Below are 19,473 nucleotides of genomic sequence, written 5' to 3'. Positions count from 1 at the left end.
TCTCTTTAAATTTGACAATAGCCTTTTATCTGGCGTCGCTATACCCTGCCATAAGTGCAAATCCGCACAAAGCAATTAAAATGCTGATTCCGAAATCGCCACCGTTGATATTTCGTGCATCTTGCTGATCTATTGTTCTTAGTTTGTTTTCGTTATAGGTTTCCATAATATTTGTTTTAAAGTTTATTTATAATTACTATAACTTTTTGACTAACAACTACCCAAAAGATAACCGATTTGATAAACAGGAAAGAAAATTATGCCCATAACATGGTTATATTTCCCCCCATCTATTTCCATTTCCTCCTCGATTGTTAATTCGCTAACTGTTAAATTGATTAATTTCATAATTTTTAATTTATATTTGTCGATTATCTGTACTTGGTTTAGGCAGCAAATATGCTCCTTTTTAGCTCTATCACTTTCTTCGTTAGATTGCCCTTATTTGTGCTTATTGGATTGCTATCCCTGCTTCTATTTTGTTTCAGCAATGTGTATTTTTAAAGTCGTAGATTTCATTTTTTTATTAAAAATTATCTTGTTGCCCAGTCCCAAACTGCCTTTAGGACAACAAATAGATGAACTGATAGAACTATCGGCAAAATTCCCCCTACCTCAATCTCCTTAGAATCTTCTCTATCGATTTCTAATGCTTTTTAGTTTATTTCGTTAAAGCTCGATACACAGTTTTAACACTTTCTACTAACTCACTTGCTGCTATGTTAACCGAAACTATCCAACCTATAGGAATTATAAACCCACCATCAATTTCTCTTGTTTCATTTACACTCAATTCTTGTACTTCTAGATTCTGTAATTTCAGAATTTTGATTTTTAGGATAAAATCCAGATTAATACCCGTAATGGAAAAATAGGACCAAGACGCGGAATCATCTGACCACCCTCTATACTTATAGTATCATCTATTGAGATAATTTCCACTTCAACTTCTTTTAAATCTTTCATAAATTTTGTTTTTTAAACTTTAGGACGTGCATTAAGGAATTCTTTTATTAAAATATAAGCAGCATTGCCATTTTTTTTATGACACTTAGATTACTACCGCCTTAATTTTGGCTAACATCTTCTTTACTTAATTCTACCAAATGTTCCATATCATCTTTAATATTTAACTCCTGCCCCCCATGTTATTGACATAATCTTTAAAGCGGCTCCAGGCATTTTCAACAGCTTCGATAAAACCCCCTCCTTCAATTTTTACTGCTTCTTCATTGTTTAATTCTTTTAAGTCTATCATATTCTTAGTTTTTAATTAATACCTCAGATAATCAAAATCACAATTTTCTATTTGTCCAGAAAATCATTAAATGCTTCATAACTTTCCTTTGCCAATGCAGTGCAAATAGTATATATCACTGAACCTTAGGCTAACAACCTTTCTTCGCTTATACTAGGAAGGCTATAAAATTGATATCTCCAGCTTCGAAACATCGCTTGATTCCCTTGTTTTTAGCATTTATTAAGTTTGGGGACGACCACTAAAAAATTCTGCTATTCTTCTAATAGCCCGTATACCATCTTGTATATCTTTAAGATAATTACCACCTCCGATTTTTTTGGTTTCGTTCAAACCTAATTCTTGTACTTCCAAATTTTGTGATTTCATTATTTCTCTTTTAAAAATTGGTTCTCAGTTAATTTATTCTAATTATCTTATTACAATCACTGCCCAGTATGCTCCTTAAAATCCTGATAATCTTCATTCTGTTCTAGAAGATAATTAAACAGTTTTGCCCAAAAACCACCACCGTTACAGATCTTTGCTTCTGCTTCACTTAATTCACTAGTTTTCTTCATTTCAAATTGTTTTAGTTTGTTCCTATTTGCCTAAAGAGCCCAATATAATTCTCACATAAGCCTCGTCTAAATATCTTTTAGGACATGCTAAACCAGCTGTAATTTGAGTAAGCTCTTCGGTTTTTAAATTCTCTAATTTCATAATGTTAATTATTTAGTTATGACCACAAAACCATTTTGTTAAACTTAAGTGAGTTCCACTTTATAATTACAGGCTCCCTCGGTATATAGATGTGTATGGGATTAAAATTTATGGAACCTCCTTCTATACTTCTCATCTCATCTAGAGATAAATCGCTTATTTCTTTTAAATTCTTCATACAACTTTATTTTAAAGGTTATTTAAATGCGGTTATTATCTTAAGACTACTAGAGTGAAGGTGGATTTCCAAAAAATCCTCCCAAAAAAATAATTCCCTTTATTTGGTCAATAATATTCCTTCCTCCTTCAGTACTTCTTAACTTCTCCAGGGCCAATTCTTTTACATTAGCCTTGGTCATATTGTTTTTTTCTTGATTCTTCATGTCTTTTGATTTATTCAATAAATAATCTATTCTATTTCTAGAATTTAATTAGGTCCTTTCCCGTTCCAATCATACCCAATGTATGCCCAATACCTATATCAATTCTGTTAATACCACCTTCCGTTTTCCTTAGCATTTCGAGAGCTAACGTTTTTACTTTTAACTTTTCTGTTTTGTTTGAATTTTTCATCTTTTATTTTTTTAAATTTTTATCTAGAAGCAGCGGTATATAAACATGCCTCTCTTTACAATACTATTTGAAACCTAAGCCTGATTGTTCTGGATACCTATGTTCTATATATTCCCTTAATGCATCGGGGTCTACGCTTCCTCCATCAATAATGATTAGTTCTGTTTTCTGTAAAGCAATTACCCTGAGTAAGTTTGATGTTTTCATAATCTTTTATTTTTAATTCTGTTGTAAACCTAATTTCAGCTTGTCTCATTTTTTGAGACTCTATATTTATTTTTAAAAAGAGTTAATCAAGATGTCTATATCAGCCATATCTCCTTTATTGATTCAAACTTAGAACCCGTTTGTCTCATTTTTTGAGACGCTCTGCTTTTATTTAAAACTGTAAGAACTTCTTCAATCAATACTCTAAAAGGCTTTTCCCCTTTCTTAATTCAAACTTAAGAGCGAGTTGTCTCACTTTTTGAGACCGTTAAAATTTTACATAAAAAAAAGTCCAAGATTTCTCTTGGACTTTTTGGACTTAAAAAGTTGCTATGCGCTCAACAACTAATTCTGTGGTGGTAAAATAAAAAGGCAATGGTAGAAGACATAACAATTGTACCACCATTAATACTAATGGCTTCATTTTCACGCAGCGATTTTACATAAAAACCACATTTAAAACGTACTTCATCTTCATACATAAAGCTTTGCCTACTTATATCATACACTATAGGAGCTTCTAATGCTTTCATTACGTCTATGACCCTATATAACTTGGCTCTAGATATATTTAATCTAGTAGCCAATTCTTCCGGTGTACCGGTAGCATGTAATCTTACCAATTGATCTATACGCTCGATCAAAGAAATCTGTTTGGTTAATTGCTGCATAATTATGACTTTAAGGTTATCTGTTATTACTTATTACCATCTTTTCAGATACACTTATCTTACACCAAGTTCCTGAACCTGAAGTATTACTGGAATTTTTGGCACTTTAGGAATGGGAACACAACCATGCCCGTGAAGACCAATCCAAACTCCCCCGTTAAGTGCTACTGACTCTTGCAATGTTAATTCTGATAGATTTTTCATGTTTTTATATTTAGGATTTATATTAAAACTTTTTGTGATTTCTATTTTTACTTAGGTAATTTTATTTTCAAAAACTTGTCATAATCATGATACTGGGTATCTTGACGGGCCTGCCCTCCGTTTAACAAGAGATTCTCTTGTTTTTGAAGTTCTGTCAACTCCTTTTTCTTAAAAATCAGGTTGTTCTTTTTTACATTTTTGTCTTTCATTATATATTGGTTTAATTGATTACACTTTAATTAAAAACAAAAGGAATAGGCCGGTTTATTGGTCGGTTCTGAAAGTTTCATGCAGACACCTACTCCTTTTGTTGATGGCCCTTTGTTAGAATACTTTATAATTAAGCTTCAGTAGGCAATATTTTTATCACTACTACTAATGATATCTTTCAATTAAAAGAAAGGGGAGGTATTTCTCCTTTGCCCCCTTTCTTTTCTCTCAAGCAAGCTCTTGTGTGAGCGCACAACTAAAAATAGCAACTTGAGTTGAATGCAATTTGTTAGCTGCATTCTTTCACAAAGAAAAGAAGGAAAAAGGGTGAAAACCAAACGGTTCTACCTTGTTTTTATAAATGAAGTAAATTATAAAAACCTTTTAAACAATTGAAAATCAATTATTTAAAAGGATTTTATTTGTAAATAAAACTGAAATGAAGTAAAAGTACCTTTTTAAGTATTTATGCTATACTTTGAACTCTTTATTAAGGTTTCTAACATATGCGGATGGAGTTAAACCCGTACTTTCTTTAAAATATTTACTGAAGGAATCTGCACTTTTATATCCTATCTCTTCTGCAATGCCTTTAACGGAATACGAGCGCATACGTTTATTGTTCTTTAATTCTAAGATGATATAATCCATTCTAATATCATTAACGAATCTATTAAAATTCGTATCCATAGTATTATTTATTACACTAGAAAGATAGGAAGTATTGGTCTTTAATTTTTTGGCCGTATTATAAAGAGAACTATCTTGACGCAAGAAATAGCCACTATCTTTGAGCTTATCTAACTTATCTAAAAGCTCATGAATTTTTTCATCTTTTATAGGGGAAGTGCTATCTTCATCAATTGTACTGCGCACTTTATTAGACTGTAGTTCTATCTGTTCAGCTTCATTTTCTTCTACAACTTCAACCAGCTGTTTTTTAGCTTCTTCATTTTTTATATGCTCTTTTTTTATATTTAATGGCAATTCTTCAACAATGGAAACCTTCTTATTTTCCGGTTCAATACTCTTTTTTTCTTCGTACGTCCTAACCGTAGACATTAATTGAGCAAATTTCTTTTTGTTTTTTTGATAATTAAATATATACAACATAAGACCTGCAGCTAATAGAAACCCTAAAATTGAAGATATATAAGCTATATATTCTTTATATACATTTTCGTTTCTTTCCCCTTCGGCTAAAATCTCTTTAGTCTTTATATCATTCAACCCTTCTTGAGTTTTAAACCTAAGGGCATTGAAACCTTCTTTGGCTTTCAAATATCTGTTAAAATATAAATCCGATTCGTCAGAATTATTTTTTAATTTAAGTATATCCGATTTCAGTTTATAGAAGTTAGCCAAATTTTTCTTTGATAATTTATCCTCAAAATTAGACGTATCTATTATTTCTGAATAGAAAATTGCACTGTCCAGTTCCTTTAAATTAAAAAAAGATTGACCCTTTTTTAAAACAACTTCTAAATCATTATAATCAATGATTTCTTTTAACAATGTTATATAACGGTTGTAATATTCTATTGCTGTTTTATATTCTTGATTATCAAAAGCTATATTACCCTTAACTTTATTCCAATTATAATTTTTTATATCAGGATTCTCAGTATATAAGTTTTTGAATTTATCTAAATAGACATTCGATGAATCCACGTAACCTATTGAATTATATAGCTCTGCCAAGTTCAAAAGCAGATCATAATGCTGTTCAGTATCATCTTTGAACATCGCACTATTACCACTATTAAGGTTTTTATAAATTGAAATTGCTTTATTGTAATTGTTAAAGTCTTTATGTAAAAGAGCAAAATCTATCTGCATTAAGTTATACATATAAAATAAGTCTGCTTTATCCATCTTTATAGACAAGTTATTATATATATCCAGAGCATTCTCAACTCGATTTTGTTCTACGTAAGCTTTAGCTAAATAATAATAAATATTGAGAGTATAGTTATCAAAGTGATTCTCTTCTGAAATTTTAAGGGCTCGTTCACAATTCACAATGGCTGCCTCTGTTTTATCGTTAGCTTTTTGCAAATCAATTACAACAAGATATATTGTAACTTGATCAAAAGGGTTAAAGTTATCCATCTTTTCTTGAAGTTTATATGACTCCAACAATGCCTGATTCAAATTAATATTTGAAAGCTCATATATAAAATCAATTCTTTTTTCTAGCTCTTGAGAAATTTTTTGCCCAAAAGAGAAATTCATCAAAAAACAAAAAACAAATGCAGTTATAACCCTTTTGAATGTGTATTCTCGCAAAATATAATTTTTAAAACTTGAAATTACCTTAACCCTTTGATTTAGGTTGTTCAAGATAGTTAAACATAACCTATTTTTATAAATAACTGTAATTCAAATTTTGAAATACTCAGTACTAGCTATACTTTCATCAAATCGAATAATTTAATAACCACATAATATCTCAAGCATTATGAAAACCAAAAAAAACACATTACGTACATCTAATTTGAAATTTTCTAAAAGTACTTTACTTGAACTGAACCAAGAATCTTTACAACAAATTAATGGAGGTATCGCTCTATGTAATGATAAGCCTCCTACAGATGTTCAAAGCTCTCTTGTATGTAAAATGACTAAATAATAAAATTAATAAAAAGCGAAGACCAATTGTTAGGTCTTCGCTTTTTACATTAAATCACCACGTTATAATGAGGTCAATTATAATTGTCTTTTTTTTTATATTTTTTATTAAATCAAATGCCCAAAAAAAATGGAGTTTAGAAGAGTGTATCTCTTACGCTCTTGAAAATAATATTTCCATTAATCAGTTGCGGGTAAATGCTGATATCCAAATACAATCTATTAAAGCAAACAAAGGTTCCTTAATGCCAACCTTATCTTCCGGTGCCAGCCAACAGAACAACTATTTTGGAAACGTTAGTACCAGAGGAGATAATTTCTCTACTACCTTGAGTTTCCTTGATGCAAATTGGACGGTTTTTAACGGGTTCAAAAACTTGAACAATTATAAAAAATCTCTTATAGATGGTGAAATTGCCTCTAAAAGCATTGAAATCCTGTCTAATGACGTCGCTCTTAATATTGCAAATACCTACTTACAGGTATTATTGAACAAGGAGTTACTCAATGTTGCAAAGAATCAATTAGAACTATCAAAAAGACAATTGGACATAAGCAAGCAGCAGTTAAAATCAGGTGTTACCTCAGAAGCTAACGTGTACGATGTAGAGGCTACAGTAGCTAGAGATGAACAAACCTTAGTGCAACAGGAAAACACACTCCTATCATCATTATTATTGTTAAGACAACAATTACAGCTACCTGTTGAAGAACCCTTTGACGTAGCAGAGGTTTTAGCAGATAAATTACTTAATAAACTAGAGGTAAGAACACCAGCTACTGTTTATCAAGAAGCTGAGAAAAGTAGACCTGAAATTGAAGCGGCTGAGCTAGGCATAGAAAGTATTTCCAAGAATTTAAAGATTGTTTTAGCTAACTACTTACCAAGTCTAACTTTAGGTTACGGTTATGGCGCTACGTATTCTTACATAAAAGGAGCGCAACATGACAACTTTAGCAAACAGTTAGATGATAACCTAGGCCATGCGATAACTGCGTCATTAAGTATTCCCATTTTCACCGGATTCAGTAATAAAACCAATGTAGAAATTGCAAAACTAAACATAGAAAATGCAGAGCTGGACTTAGCAAACGAAAAATTTAATCTTAGACAGAATATTGAAACGGCATATCTTGATGTCCTCAATGCTAGAAAAGCCTACGAAGCGTCTCTAAAAACACTAAAGTCTAGAGAAATTTCCCTAGACTTCACCGAAAAACGATTCAAAACGGGTACCGTCAACAATTTTGATTTTGAAACTTCTAAAAACAATTTTATCAGTTCTCAATCTAGCGTTGCACAATCAAAATACGATTACATCTTTAAAGTAAAAGTGCTTCAATTTTATGCAGGAAACGATTTTAGCTTAAACTAAACTCTACCCCCTAAAGCTCCTTAATCTTTATATCTCTAAAAGAAACCATATTACCATGGTCTTGCATGCCTATTTTTCCTGTAGTGAATTTTCCAAAATGGTCCCAATCTGCAAATTTTGATTTAGACACCATAACGTTCCACATTTCATTACCAACCGGGAAATCAACAACATCAGTTCCGTTTAAAGAGATACTTCCTTTTTGCTCTTTATGGTTTATGGTAATTACCATAGTATTCCATTCGCCTACAGGTTTGGTAACATCTTCTGAAGGTGCTATCATATCATACAATGAGCCTGCTTGATGAGTTGTTCCGTTTTTTGCATCTGGATGTTTCTCATTATCTAAAACCTGTACCTCAGGACCTGTTTGGTAGGCCTCAGATAGTTCAGGAGTTTCATTTACACCCCAAAACACACCACTATTTCCTCCTTCTGAAATTTTCCATTCCAAAGACAAAATAAAATCTGTGTACTCTTTTTCGGTTACTAGATTAAACGCCTCACCTTCTTCTCTTTCTGTTGGAGGATAAAAAACCATAGCACCGTCTTCTAATTTCCAATTATCAGAAACACCTTCTTTATTATATTCTTTCCAACCATCAAAAGAAGAACCATCAAAAAGAACTGTCCACTCTGCAGGTGGTTTTTCGGCCTCGGCTTCTGCTACACGTTCAGATTCCATTTCCTTTTGGTTTTTTTCCGCTTTGTCTTTACAACTAAAGGCAACCATTGCCATAAAAATGATAAGTACTAGATTCTTCATAGTTCTCTGGATTTAGATATTTCAAAAAAACGATTCTCTAGCCTGTACAACAAGAGAATCGTTCTGTATAATTTAAAGTATTATTAATCTTTAAGAAATGCCCAATATTTTTCTTAGCATTTCTTTATCGACTGCTGAACCAGCAAAATCATCAAAAGTTTTCTCCGTTGCTTCAATAATATGGTCCTGAATAAAAATCGCTCCTTCACGAGCACCTTGCTCAGGACTTTTAATACAGCATTCCCACTCCATAACCGCCCAAACGTCACAACCGTACTGTGTAAGTTTAGAAAATATGGTTTTAAAATCGATTTGACCATCACCCAAAGAGCGATATCTACCAGCTCTGTCTCCCCAATCATTATAACCACCAAAAGCACCTTTCTTACCTGTTGGGTTGAATTCTGAATCCTTTACATGAAAAGATTTTATGAACTCATGATAGTGATCTATGTACTCAATATAATCTAACTGTTGCAAGACAAAGTGACTTGGATCATAAAGGATATTTACACGCTTGTGATTTCCAGTAGCGGCAAGAAAACGCTCAAAGGTATCTCCATCGTGTAAATCTTCTCCTGGGTGAATTTCGTAACAAACGTCTACACCCTCCTCATCAAAATGATTCAAGATTGGCATCCACCTTTTTGCCAACTCCTCAAAACCCATCTCAACAAGACCCGCAGGTCTTTGTGGCCATGGGTGCCATGTATGCCAAAGCAATGCACCAGAGAAAGTAGCATGAGCGTTAAGTCCTAACCTTCTACTTGCAGTAGCAGCTTTTTTTACAGTTTCTACGGCCCACTCAGTACGTGCTTTTGGGTTGTTCTTTACTGCATCGGGAGCAAAACTGTCAAACATAAGGTCGTAAGCCGGGTTAACGGCAACCAGCTGTCCTTGAAGGTGCGTTGAAAGTTCGGTGATTTCAAGACCGTAGGAGTTTATTTTTCCCTTAAGTTCATCACAGTAATCTTGACTCTCGGCTGCTTTATCCAAATCTATTAGAAAACTTTCCCATGTAGGGATTTGAATACCTTTATACCCTAAATCTGCAGCCCATTTACACATGCCATCCAATGTATTGAACGGTGCTTTACCGTCTACAAATTGCGCTAAAAATACGCCGGGACCTTTAATTGTCTTCATACTTCCATTTTTTGTGTTTAGTAAAAGGGGAGATTCTTTTTGATAACCTTTTATAGAAAAACCCTATATTTATTTCTCTTAAGTGTTTTAGATACCCTTTTCTTTAGGGAAAATATAAATATAGGCATTACAACAGGTTTAAAACAAAAAATACTACCGTGAATAAAGAAGAAACATTCGACGCTATCGTTATCGGAACTGGAATTAGTGGTGGCTGGGCGGCTAAAGAATTATGTGAGAAGGGATTAAAAACGTTAGTACTGGAACGTGGTAGAATGATCAAGCATATTGAAGACTATTCTACCATGAACGATGACCCTTGGGACTATCCTTTAAAGGGTGAACTTTCCAAAGAGGATAAGAAAAAGCAACATGTGCAAAGCCGCGTGAATTGGGCTCCACAGGAAGATAACAAGCATTTTTTTGTAAACGATTTGGATCACCCGTATGTAGAGACAAAACGTTTTGATTGGATCCGTGGTTATCAAGTAGGTGGCCGTTCATTAACCTGGGGGCGTCAAAGTTACCGCTGGAGCGATGTTGATTTTGGAGCCAACAAGAAAGAAGGCATCAGCATAGATTGGCCTGTTCGCTATAAAGATATTTCACCTTGGTACGATAAAGTAGAAGAATACATTGGAGTTAGTGGTGAAAATCTTGGACTAGAGCATCTACCTGATGGTAAATTTCAACCTAAAATGGACCTTAACTGTGTTGAGGAAGACTTTAAGAAATCTGTTGCAGAAAAATTTAATGACGGCCGTTTGATTACCATTGGCCGCACCGCTCATATCACAGACCCAAATGCTACTTTTGAAGGTCGTGGCGTTTGTCAATACAGAAATAGATGCAGTAGAGGCTGCCCTTTTGGAGGTTATTTCAGTAGTAACTCGTCTACCTTACCAGCAGCAGAGCGCACCGGCAACATGACACTTCGTGCAAATTCTATCGTCTATGAAATAATGTATGATGACAAGACCAAGAAAGCTACTGGTGTTAAGGTAATTGATGCAGAAACGAATGAGAAAATAGAATTTAAAGCTAAGGTGATTTTTCTCTGTGCTTCGGCAATGGCATCTGTTGGTATATTATTGCAATCTAAGAGCGAACGTTTTCCAAACGGATTAGGCAATGATTCCGATGCATTGGGTAGAGGAATTATGGATCACCATTATAAATTGGGAGCTACAGCAAAAGTTGATGGCTACCTAGACAAGTATTTCAAAGGCCGTAGAGCTAATGGCTTTTACATACCTAGGTTTGTGAATCTTGATGAAAAAACCAAACGCACAGATTACTTAAGAGGTTTTGGCTTTCAAGGAACTGCTAGTCGCCAAGATTGGTCACAATCTGTAGCAGAAATGGGCTATGGCAAAGATTTGAAAGAAGAAATATTAAAACCCGGTAAATGGCAGATTGGCGTAACTGGTTTTGGCGAATTTCTTCCTTACGATGATAACCGTGTTACCTTAAGTCCTACTGAAAAAGATAAATGGGGATTACCTCAATTAGCTTTTGATGTAGAGTTTAAAGAAAACGAATATAATATGCGTGAGGACATTAAAAAAGAGATTGTATCCATGTTTGAAGCTGCAGGTTTTAAAGATGTTCAATCTTATGATGAAGAAACTGGTCCTGGCCTGGGTATTCATGAAATGGGTGGTGCGCGTATGGGTCATAACCCAAAGACTTCAATATTAAATAAAAACAACCAAGTACATACCGTACCTAATGTATATGTTACGGATGGTGCTTTTATGACCTCATCAAATTGCGTAAACCCCTCTTTAACATATATGGCATTTACAGCCAGAGCAGCAAACCATGCCGCAGAGCAATTTAAAGCCGGAAAATTTTCATAATGATGTATAACGACCGATAAATCAACCTGATATTCTAAAATATCACTAAAATTGCTCGGTCGTTTGTATCTTGTTGAACTATATTTCTCACGCTAGCCGTGAAAAATTCGCTAACCGCAATAACTATATGGAAAACGCTTCAGCTCGAAATTTATGGGGAGACTATCTAGATAAGCACTTAGAACATGCTTTCGTAGATACACCCAAAGTAGTTCATTTTTGTAATAATGAATTGGATGCCAACGAATGTGCGGCATTAGTCAAAAAAGGTATCAAACGAGCAACATCTCCTAGTTTGTTAGGCCTACAGTACCTTAAACAACCATTACCTAAAATTGGCGACTTCATGATTGTAACCAATTGGGAAGGTGAAGCACAGTGCATTGTTAGAACCACGGCTGTAAAACTTAAGCCTTATTTCAGCATTGATGCAGCTTATGCCCAATTAGAAGGTGAAGGCGATAAAAGCTTAGCCTATTGGAAAAAGGTACATTGGGAGTACTACACAAAAGAATTGGCCGCTTTTAACCGTAAGCCTAACGAAAGTATGATTATTGTTTGTCAAGAATTTGAAAAAGTTTTTGACCGGTAATCTATTCTAAAAACAATCCAATCTGGTATCACAACGGCTAGATTACATCTGTAACCTGCCTAATTCTTCATTGAGAATTTTTCACAAATAGCACTTATGCTATATTGTGATACTAAGAGCTGCTTTATTATAAAGTTTTTTTACCTTGTACATCATCAATGTAAATAAACTCAACTATGCGCATCTCAACGTCTACTAAGCCAATATTTGGCTTAATCTTTTCTTTGTTCGGTTTCTTTTTAGTCTTGTCCGCTCAAGGTCAAGCTCCAAAATGGGAAAATCCTGAATGGGAGAATCCTGAAATATTTCAAATTAATCGTGAAGCACCTACAGCTTCTTTTTATCGATATGAAACTACCCAAAATGCATTAGAGAATGACAGTTGGGAAAATTCTCCCTTTTATCAATCATTAAACGGAGATTGGCTTTTTAATTATGCCGACAATGTAATGGCACGCCCAGTAAATTTTCAGAATACTAGTTTTGACACATCTTCCTGGAATACAATTCCAGTACCTTCTAATTGGGAACTTGAAGGACACGGTACTCCTATCTACACCAACATTGTATATCCCTTTCCAAAAAACCCTCCTTTTATTCCTCATGACAAAAACTCCGTTGGAAGTTATAAGCGTGATTTTGAAATTTCCGATGATTGGGATGGCAATACTATCTATTTACATTTTGGCGGTGTTAGCGGAGCAATGTACGTTTATGTAAACGGTCAAAAAGTAGGCTATAGCGAAGGCAGTAAAACACCCGCTGAATTTGATATTACCAAATATATTCAAGTTGGAAAAAATTCACTTGCCGTACAGGTTTTACGTTGGTCCGATGCCAGTTATATGGAAGATCAAGATTTCTGGCGCCTAAGTGGTATTGACCGTGATGTCTACCTATATGCAACAAAGGCTACGACCATTAAAGACTACCGAGCTATTGCCGACCTGGAAAACAATTATACTGATGGTCTTTTGAACGTTAGCCTAGAACTAGAAAATACAGCCAAAAAAGCAAAAGGATATAAAGTAACCGTGCAACTCTTAGACGATGACAAAGAACTCTATTCCGAAGAGAAAGAAGTCATTTTTAATGGAGATTCAGCTATAGTAACTTTTGAAAATTCACTGAAAAGCATTAAAACTTGGAATGCCGAAAAACCGAACCTTTACACTTTACTTTTTGTGCTTAAAAATAAAAAGGGAGAAGTGACCGAGGCAGTAAGTTCTAAAATAGGTTTTAGAAAAATTGAAATCAAAAACAACCAGTTCTTGGTCAATGGTCAACCTGTTCTTATTAAAGGTGCCAACCTTCATGACCATGATGAAAATACAGGCCATGTTATCAGCAAAGAGGTAACCCTTAAAGATATGGAGGTAATGAAGCGCAACAATTTAAATGCTATACGCTGCAGTCACTACCCTAAAAATGAGTTTTTCTATCGTATGGCAGATAAATATGGTTTCTATATAGTTGATGAAGTCAATATTGAAATCCATGGGATGGGGACTACTAACCAAGGTCTTGATAATGATGAGGAAGCCAAGAAAATACACCCAGCCTACAGACCAGAATGGAAAGCCATGCATTTAGACCGTACCATGCGCATGTTTGAACGCGATAAAAACTACACTTCTATTGTTACTTGGTCTTTGGGTAACGAAGCAGGTAATGGAGAAAATTTCTTTGCTACTTACGAATGGCTCAAAAAACAGGATGATACTCGCCCTGTGCAATATGAAGGGGCTACGCAATATGCCAACACGGACATTCAGGCACCAATGTATGCAACTATAGAGCAGACTATTAAATATGCCGAAAACGACCCTAAAAGACCTCTTATTCAGTGTGAGTACGCTCATGCCATGGGTAATAGCGTTGGCAACCTTCAGGATTACTGGGATGTTATTGAAAAATACGACGTGTTGCAAGGTGGCTTTATTTGGGATTGGGTAGATCAAGGCCTAAAGACCAAAAATGAAGACGGGGTTGAATTTTATGCCTTTGGAGGTGACTTTGGAGCTTCAGACCTTCAAAACGACAATAATTTTTGCCTAAACGGATTGGTTGACCCTGACCGTTCCGCACATCCTGCTTTGTACGAGGTAAAAAAGGTATATCAATATGTAAAGTTTAAATCGAACGACCCTAAATCAGGTAAAATTACGATTACCAACAAATATGATTTCACCAATCTTTCAGAATATAATTTCAATTGGAAATTGTTCAAAGACGGCATTGAGGTAAAGATTGGAACTATTGCCGATGTAGCAATAGCTCCTTATGAGTCTAAAGAATTTCAGATTTCCCTACCGGAATTGACCGATGAAAAAGCTGAATATTTCTTGAATGTTTATGCAACCACTAAAAACACTGAGGCACTAATACCCCAAGATTACTTGTTAGCCTATGAGCAATTTCAACTGACCGATTACATCCCTAGCGTTTTTGAAATGGAAACCAGTGGACTTTCGGTTACTAATGTAGATGGCACCGTAAAAATTAAAGGAGAAGGATTTGAAATCGGTTTTAATAGCTCCGATGGTAGCTTGACAAAATTAGACTATGGCCAAGGCAACCTAATTAAAAAAGGACCGAGCGTAAACTTTTGGCGCGCACCAACTGATAATGATTATGGGTATAACATGCCTAAACTATTGCAGGTATGGAAAGAGGCTACAGTGACACAAAATCTAACCAGCTTTCAACTGAACTCCAATGACGGCAAGAAAGTTATTGACGCTGTGAAACTTAGTAAGAATCCGTTTAAAATTAAAAACGATTTACAGCTTACCGCTACTTATAGTTTGCCTTCTGTACAAGGAGAAGCAACAGTAACCTATGCCGTTAATAACAAAGGTGAAATCTTCGTCAGCACAGACCTTTCTAACATTAAGGACAACTTACCTATTTTACCTCGTTTTGGTAATAACTTTATTATAGATTCAGCCTATGATAACGTGAGTTGGTACGGTAGAGGTCCGCATGAGAATTACCAAGACCGAAAAACTTCGGCATTGGTGGGTACCTATAATGCAAAAGTAAAGGACCTATATTTTGAGTACATACGTCCACAAGAGAATGGGAACAGGACTGATATTCGTACGTTATCATTTTTAAATACAAATGGTAAAGGAATTCAAATTTCTTCATCAAAACTGTTTGGTTTTAGCGCCCATAACCAATACAATTCAGATTTTGATGAGGGCATGCAAAAACAACAGCGCCATACCTATGATATTCCAAAAAGAGACCTCATCAACATCAATATTGATTACAGTCAAATGGGTGTAGGTGGTGATAACAGCTGGGGGCTTCTACCCCACGACGAATATCAAATTAAACCAGATAATTTATCTTTTAGTTTTATGATACAACCGGTGAAATAAGGGTTTACATCAGTTAAATCGATTAAAAACAAAAATCCCCAAAAGCATTAAGCCTTCGGGGATTCTTGTTTGATTGTAATGTTGTTCTAGACACTAACTAATTTCTAGCATTTTTGAAACCACAATTACCCATTGTCCCTTGATTTTTTTCAAAATCACGATAGAAGCATAGCCATTCAATCTGCCTCTACTCTCTCCGTAAACTAATGCTGCACTTGTCTTATTTTTATTAAATGCGATATTGGAAATCGATAAATACATGTCAATACTCCTATAATCCACTCTTCCATCTAAATCAGTAGAAACCGAACGAATTTCAACACCCCGTGGCTCCAAAATATCACCTATGTTGATACTTTGAGTCTGCAACAACATATTTAAGTTTTCTATCAATTCGTCGTATTGCTCCAAAGAAACATTCACTCTTGAAGATAATGGTTCAAGCAAAGTGTCTACTACCACTATTAACTTCTGATTTTTCCACTTATCCATATCAATTGAATTCATAATAGAATCTGACTTTACTTGAAATAATGAATCAGACAAGCCTGGGGGCGGAGGTGGCGGTGGAGAAGGGAAAGCTTTTTTATCTATGAGCAATGATACTATTTTTGATACATCTTTATTTTGATTCAGATTACCTTGACATCCTGAAACTCCCATCAAAACATATCCAATCAGAAAGCTGCATAGTATTAATTTACAAAATGATTTCATTTTAATATTTCAGATGATTTTAACCATATACAGCTACCTAACAAACGCTCAAGTAGATTTTGCTCTATTAATAAATAGAACTTGCAAATCTTACGATACCAGAACCAAAGTGCAACATTATTTGATAACTGCCTTTATCCCATAGAACATGATTGACATGTTCATCTGAGATACTTCCCTTTTTTAATGATGTAATACGCTCTTTTATTCTTGACGTAAAATTGTTTTCATTTATTTTATCTAAAGATTCTTCTTGTAACAATTTATCCACTACCATAACATTACTGGTGTAGCCATAATTATCACTAATCGTTTTGTAAAATGATTTATCTATTGTTTCTATAATGAAAATCGTTAAACCAGTTATAGTCTTATCCTCAGAAGTTTCAATATCAATTTGACCAATAACCTTCTTAAAAAAGAATAGTTTTGGATTTAAGATTGTATAGATATTATTCATCACCTCACTTTGCATTACACCCATAAATAGCGCTTCTCTAATATCTTTACCTAATAAAGTTTCAAAGCCTAGATTTGCCATAATAAATTTGATAAACTAAAATTGAACTCAGTTATACTTACATAAAAGTAGGAATTTTAACATTAATCAGTCTTTCGGGTAATTTTAATTAATATCACTAAAAACAAAAATCCCCAAAAGCATTAAGCCTTCGGGGAATTTTTATTTGTTATAGGTTTTTCAGAAAAATTTAATCTTCCAATTCTACCCAAGTATTTCCGTTTTTATTAGATTCTACTGTGGCTTCAATGAAGTTCATACCACGAACACCATCGGTCATTGTTGGATACTCACCACTATCATATTGCTCTCCTCTAATAGCTTTCGCTACGCCAAGGTAGATATTAGCCATAGAATCAAAAATACCTTCAGGATGCCCTGGAGGAAGTTTTGTTCCACCTAAAGAAAGCTCACTATTATATGCATGACCTGGCTTGTAAATCTGAGTTGGTTTTGTATCACTCATTACATACAGATAATTAGGATTCTCCTGCTCCCATTTGAAAGCCCCTTTTTCGCCATAAATAGCAATTCCAAGACCATTTTCTTCGCCTGTCGCTACTTGACTACTTCTAATAATACCTTTAACATGATCACTCATTCTAATAAGAACAGTTCCATCAACATCCATCTGGTTGTCTTCATACAAATAATTGAAATCGCTCAAAATAGACTTAATCTTAAGTCCGGTTGTGTATTCTACCATATTAAAGGCATGTACCCCAATATCTCCAATACAAGAACTGATTCCTGCCTTTTTAGGGTCTAAACGCCAAACAGATGAACGTTTTTCTTGATCATGAATAATTTCATTAATCCAACCTTGGTAATACACAGCATCTACTTTGTGAATTCTCCCTAGCTCTCCGTTCTTAATCATTTGGCGCATTTGGCGCACCATTGGATAACCGGTATATGTGTGAGTTAAAGCAAAAACAGTACCTGCCTTTTCATGTGCGGCTTGTAGTTTTTTAGCTTCTTCCAACGTAGTAGTCATTGGTTTTTCGCAAATAACATTAAAACCGTTTTCCAACAATTTTAAAGCCATTGGAAAGTGAAGAAAGTTAGGGGTAAGAATAGAACATACCTGAATACGCTCATCCTCCGGCAACTTCATTTCTTCTTCAATCAACGTATCAAAATCTTTATAGATACGATCTGTTGGCACATCTATCTCTTTGGCAAAAGCCATATTCTGCTCAAAATCCGGGTTAAAAACAGCCCCAACAATTTGATAGTTATCATTTATATGCGATGCTACACGATGTAGTACACCTATTAGAGAGTCTCCTCCACCTCCTAAAATTCCGAGTCTGATTTTTTTTGGCATTTTGTAATCCTTTTGATTAGTAAAAGACCTGAAAAGGGTCCTTTTATGTTCCTTATTTTTTAAGAGTTTGAATTTAATAAAATAACTATGATTTATAGTCTATTTTTTCATTTTTGAACAAAATGATGAACAGTAGTAGCACTAAAAACGCAAAAGCGGAAGGATACAACCAAATTGTACTCCAATCGTGTTGCCCGCCTTCAATTAAATAAGCATCGGTAATAGCGCCCGCTACCCAAAAACCTATGAGCATACCTACCCCATATGTAGCCAAAGTAATAAGGCCCTGGGCTGCACTTTTATATTTTGCACCTGCTTTGCTATCTGTGTAAATTTGACCAGAAACAAAGAAAAAATCATAACACACACCATGCAAGGCTATTCCCGTTAGTAACATGAATACAAGCTCACCTGTATCTCCGTATGCAAACATCAGATACCTAAGTCCCCAAGCCAACATAGCCGCTACAATAGTCATTTTAAAACCGAATCGCTTAAAAAAGAACGGCAAGAGTAAAAGAAAGAGAATTTCCGAAATCTGACCAATAGTCATCTTACCTGCCGGGTTTTCAACTCCAATTTCCCCTAAAAACTGACCAGCATGTTGGTAATAGAAAGCCAAGGGAATACAAATAAGAACCGAAGCCAAAAAGAAAATAAAGAAATTACGGTCTTTTAAAAGTGCCAATGCATCTAGTCCTAGAATATCCGCCAACTTTATTTTCTGCGACCTGTCTGCTGTAGGTGGGGTTTTAGGTAAGGTGAAACTAAACACACCCAATATAGCGGATGATATTGAGGCCATTAAAAAGGTGTTTCGTAAAAAACCTTCCGTAATACCGTCTTGAGAATCCCAATTAAAATAGCTAATAAGCAATCCTGCGGTTATCCATCCGATAGTACCAAAAACACGCACAAGAGAGAATTCTTTGGCCGGGTCTTTCATTTGATTGAAAGAAACCGAATTTACCAAAGCCAAAGTAGACATATACATAATCATATAAGCCAGCAAAAATGGGAAAAATCCTGAAAAATCTGTCGCTTGGTACATGGCATACATTAGCGCAGCACCTATTAAGTGCAGCACACCTAAAATACGTTCTGCGTTAAAATATCTATCGGCAATAAGGCCAATAATAAAGGGCGCCAAAATAGCGCCCCATGATTGTGTTGAATACGCTAAAGCGATTTCACTTCCCGTAGAACCTAGGGTATTTGGGAGATATATACCCAAGGTAACGAACCAACCGCCCCAAATAAAGAATTCCAAAAACATCATTATTGAAAGCTGTGCCTTAATCTTTATGGTCATTGATAAG

The 19,473-nt window shown here is 34.8% G+C and carries 22 protein-coding genes; 4 read left to right on the top strand and 18 right to left on the bottom strand.

Annotated features, from left to right (window positions below; translation table 11 throughout):
- Positions 1–25: 25 nt before the first annotated feature.
- The 12 genes from HW347_RS04495 to HW347_RS04455 form a co-directional block, all read right to left on the bottom strand.
- A complete protein-coding gene (locus HW347_RS04495) occupies positions 26–166 on the bottom strand; it encodes a hypothetical protein (RefSeq protein ID WP_214610714.1) in 141 nt (46 codons plus the stop codon).
- Between the two features lie 668 nt (positions 167–834).
- Positions 835–966 (bottom strand): hypothetical protein, encoded by a 132-nt coding sequence (locus tag HW347_RS20750; protein WP_262897680.1) that lies wholly within the window; start codon positions 964–966, stop codon positions 835–837.
- Between the two features lie 163 nt (positions 967–1,129).
- A complete protein-coding gene (locus HW347_RS20745; RefSeq protein WP_262897679.1) occupies positions 1,130–1,258 on the bottom strand; it encodes a hypothetical protein in 129 nt (42 codons plus the stop codon).
- Between the two features lie 222 nt (positions 1,259–1,480).
- On the bottom strand, positions 1,481–1,627 hold the full coding sequence (locus HW347_RS04490) for a hypothetical protein (RefSeq protein WP_214610713.1): 147 nt from the start codon (positions 1,625–1,627) through the stop codon (positions 1,481–1,483).
- A gap of 56 nt (positions 1,628–1,683) precedes the next feature.
- Positions 1,684–1,818, bottom strand: a complete 135-nt coding sequence (locus HW347_RS20740; protein WP_262897678.1) for a hypothetical protein — start codon at positions 1,816–1,818, stop codon at positions 1,684–1,686.
- Positions 1,819–2,187: 369 nt separating this feature from the next.
- Entirely contained in the window at positions 2,188–2,343 is a 156-nt protein-coding gene (locus tag HW347_RS04485) for a hypothetical protein (protein ID WP_214610712.1), read from the bottom strand.
- Positions 2,344–2,380: 37 nt separating this feature from the next.
- Entirely contained in the window at positions 2,381–2,533 is a 153-nt protein-coding gene (locus tag HW347_RS04480) for a hypothetical protein (RefSeq protein WP_214610711.1), read from the bottom strand.
- Between the two features lie 63 nt (positions 2,534–2,596).
- Entirely contained in the window at positions 2,597–2,740 is a 144-nt protein-coding gene (locus HW347_RS04475; RefSeq protein WP_214610710.1) for a hypothetical protein, read from the bottom strand.
- Between the two features lie 338 nt (positions 2,741–3,078).
- Positions 3,079–3,411: a hypothetical protein gene (locus tag HW347_RS04470; protein ID WP_051915361.1), complete on the bottom strand. Its 333-nt coding sequence runs from the start codon at positions 3,409–3,411 to the stop codon at positions 3,079–3,081.
- A 54-nt stretch (positions 3,412–3,465) separates the two neighbouring features.
- Complete coding sequence (locus tag HW347_RS04465; RefSeq protein WP_214610709.1) at positions 3,466–3,615, bottom strand: hypothetical protein; 150 nt, start codon at positions 3,613–3,615, stop codon at positions 3,466–3,468.
- A 47-nt stretch (positions 3,616–3,662) separates the two neighbouring features.
- On the bottom strand, positions 3,663–3,824 hold the full coding sequence (locus HW347_RS04460; protein ID WP_214610708.1) for a hypothetical protein: 162 nt from the start codon (positions 3,822–3,824) through the stop codon (positions 3,663–3,665).
- Between the two features lie 472 nt (positions 3,825–4,296).
- Entirely contained in the window at positions 4,297–6,114 is a 1,818-nt protein-coding gene (locus tag HW347_RS04455) for a helix-turn-helix domain-containing protein (protein ID WP_214610707.1), read from the bottom strand.
- Positions 6,115–6,524: 410 nt separating this feature from the next.
- Between HW347_RS04455 and HW347_RS04450 the strand changes: the two genes are divergently transcribed.
- Positions 6,525–7,832, top strand: coding sequence for a TolC family protein (locus HW347_RS04450; protein ID WP_214610706.1), 1,308 nt, complete (start codon positions 6,525–6,527; stop codon positions 7,830–7,832).
- A 10-nt stretch (positions 7,833–7,842) separates the two neighbouring features.
- Here the strand turns inward: HW347_RS04450 and HW347_RS04445 are convergent, their stop codons facing one another.
- Both HW347_RS04445 and HW347_RS04440 read right to left on the bottom strand, forming a co-directional pair.
- A complete protein-coding gene (locus HW347_RS04445; protein WP_214610705.1) occupies positions 7,843–8,598 on the bottom strand; it encodes a 3-keto-disaccharide hydrolase in 756 nt (251 codons plus the stop codon).
- Positions 8,599–8,688: 90 nt separating this feature from the next.
- Positions 8,689–9,744 carry a sugar phosphate isomerase/epimerase family protein gene (locus HW347_RS04440; RefSeq protein WP_214610704.1) on the bottom strand — a complete coding sequence of 352 codons (1,056 nt, stop codon included), beginning with the start codon at positions 9,742–9,744 and terminating at the stop codon, positions 8,689–8,691.
- 158 nt (positions 9,745–9,902) lie between these two features.
- Between HW347_RS04440 and HW347_RS04435 the strand changes: the two genes are divergently transcribed.
- The 3 genes from HW347_RS04435 to HW347_RS04425 all read left to right on the top strand — a co-directional run bounded on the left by HW347_RS04435 (position 9,903) and on the right by HW347_RS04425 (position 15,587).
- Complete coding sequence (locus HW347_RS04435) at positions 9,903–11,606, top strand: GMC oxidoreductase (protein ID WP_214610703.1); 1,704 nt, start codon at positions 9,903–9,905, stop codon at positions 11,604–11,606.
- A 127-nt stretch (positions 11,607–11,733) separates the two neighbouring features.
- Positions 11,734–12,198: an ASCH domain-containing protein gene (locus tag HW347_RS04430; RefSeq protein ID WP_214610702.1), complete on the top strand. Its 465-nt coding sequence runs from the start codon at positions 11,734–11,736 to the stop codon at positions 12,196–12,198.
- 176 nt (positions 12,199–12,374) lie between these two features.
- Positions 12,375–15,587, top strand: coding sequence for a glycoside hydrolase family 2 TIM barrel-domain containing protein (locus HW347_RS04425; RefSeq protein WP_214610701.1), 3,213 nt, complete (start codon positions 12,375–12,377; stop codon positions 15,585–15,587).
- A 93-nt stretch (positions 15,588–15,680) separates the two neighbouring features.
- Here HW347_RS04425 and HW347_RS04420 read toward each other — a convergent pair whose 3' ends face one another.
- From HW347_RS04420 to HW347_RS04405, 4 genes are all read right to left on the bottom strand, one after another.
- Positions 15,681–16,304 carry a hypothetical protein gene (locus tag HW347_RS04420; RefSeq protein WP_214610700.1) on the bottom strand — a complete coding sequence of 208 codons (624 nt, stop codon included), beginning with the start codon at positions 16,302–16,304 and terminating at the stop codon, positions 15,681–15,683.
- A 67-nt stretch (positions 16,305–16,371) separates the two neighbouring features.
- Positions 16,372–16,845 carry a hypothetical protein gene (locus HW347_RS04415; RefSeq protein ID WP_214610699.1) on the bottom strand — a complete coding sequence of 158 codons (474 nt, stop codon included), beginning with the start codon at positions 16,843–16,845 and terminating at the stop codon, positions 16,372–16,374.
- Positions 16,846–17,014: 169 nt separating this feature from the next.
- Positions 17,015–18,154: a Gfo/Idh/MocA family protein gene (locus HW347_RS04410; RefSeq protein WP_214610698.1), complete on the bottom strand. Its 1,140-nt coding sequence runs from the start codon at positions 18,152–18,154 to the stop codon at positions 17,015–17,017.
- Positions 18,155–18,239: 85 nt separating this feature from the next.
- Positions 18,240–19,466: an MFS transporter gene (locus HW347_RS04405; RefSeq protein WP_214610697.1), complete on the bottom strand. Its 1,227-nt coding sequence runs from the start codon at positions 19,464–19,466 to the stop codon at positions 18,240–18,242.
- Positions 19,467–19,473: the final 7 nt, after the last annotated feature.

Origin of the sequence: Zobellia barbeyronii (assembly GCF_018603515.1) — a bacterium.
GTDB lineage: Bacteria > Bacteroidota > Bacteroidia > Flavobacteriales > Flavobacteriaceae > Zobellia > Zobellia barbeyronii.
This window is presented reverse-complemented; position numbering and strand designations above follow the sequence as displayed.

Coding starts and splice junctions, on each gene's coding strand:
- HW347_RS04495 (WP_214610714.1), bottom strand. CDS start 166: ATGGAAACCTATAACGAAAACAAACTAAGAACAATAGATCAGCAAGAT.
- HW347_RS20750 (WP_262897680.1), bottom strand. CDS start 966: ATGAAAGATTTAAAAGAAGTTGAAGTGGAAATTATCTCAATAGATGAT.
- HW347_RS20745 (WP_262897679.1), bottom strand. CDS start 1,258: ATGATAGACTTAAAAGAATTAAACAATGAAGAAGCAGTAAAAATTGAA.
- HW347_RS04490 (WP_214610713.1), bottom strand. CDS start 1,627: ATGAAATCACAAAATTTGGAAGTACAAGAATTAGGTTTGAACGAAACC.
- HW347_RS20740 (WP_262897678.1), bottom strand. CDS start 1,818: ATGAAGAAAACTAGTGAATTAAGTGAAGCAGAAGCAAAGATCTGTAAC.
- HW347_RS04485 (WP_214610712.1), bottom strand. CDS start 2,343: ATGAAGAATCAAGAAAAAAACAATATGACCAAGGCTAATGTAAAAGAA.
- HW347_RS04480 (WP_214610711.1), bottom strand. CDS start 2,533: ATGAAAAATTCAAACAAAACAGAAAAGTTAAAAGTAAAAACGTTAGCT.
- HW347_RS04475 (WP_214610710.1), bottom strand. CDS start 2,740: ATGAAAACATCAAACTTACTCAGGGTAATTGCTTTACAGAAAACAGAA.
- HW347_RS04470 (WP_051915361.1), bottom strand. CDS start 3,411: ATGCAGCAATTAACCAAACAGATTTCTTTGATCGAGCGTATAGATCAA.
- HW347_RS04465 (WP_214610709.1), bottom strand. CDS start 3,615: ATGAAAAATCTATCAGAATTAACATTGCAAGAGTCAGTAGCACTTAAC.
- HW347_RS04460 (WP_214610708.1), bottom strand. CDS start 3,824: ATGAAAGACAAAAATGTAAAAAAGAACAACCTGATTTTTAAGAAAAAG.
- HW347_RS04450 (WP_214610706.1), top strand. CDS start 6,525: ATGAGGTCAATTATAATTGTCTTTTTTTTTATATTTTTTATTAAATCA.
- HW347_RS04445 (WP_214610705.1), bottom strand. CDS start 8,598: ATGAAGAATCTAGTACTTATCATTTTTATGGCAATGGTTGCCTTTAGT.
- HW347_RS04440 (WP_214610704.1), bottom strand. CDS start 9,744: ATGAAGACAATTAAAGGTCCCGGCGTATTTTTAGCGCAATTTGTAGAC.
- HW347_RS04430 (WP_214610702.1), top strand. CDS start 11,734: ATGGAAAACGCTTCAGCTCGAAATTTATGGGGAGACTATCTAGATAAG.
- HW347_RS04425 (WP_214610701.1), top strand. CDS start 12,375: ATGCGCATCTCAACGTCTACTAAGCCAATATTTGGCTTAATCTTTTCT.
- HW347_RS04420 (WP_214610700.1), bottom strand. CDS start 16,304: ATGAAATCATTTTGTAAATTAATACTATGCAGCTTTCTGATTGGATAT.
- HW347_RS04415 (WP_214610699.1), bottom strand. CDS start 16,845: ATGGCAAATCTAGGCTTTGAAACTTTATTAGGTAAAGATATTAGAGAA.
- HW347_RS04410 (WP_214610698.1), bottom strand. CDS start 18,154: ATGCCAAAAAAAATCAGACTCGGAATTTTAGGAGGTGGAGGAGACTCT.
- HW347_RS04405 (WP_214610697.1), bottom strand. CDS start 19,466: ATGACCATAAAGATTAAGGCACAGCTTTCAATAATGATGTTTTTGGAA.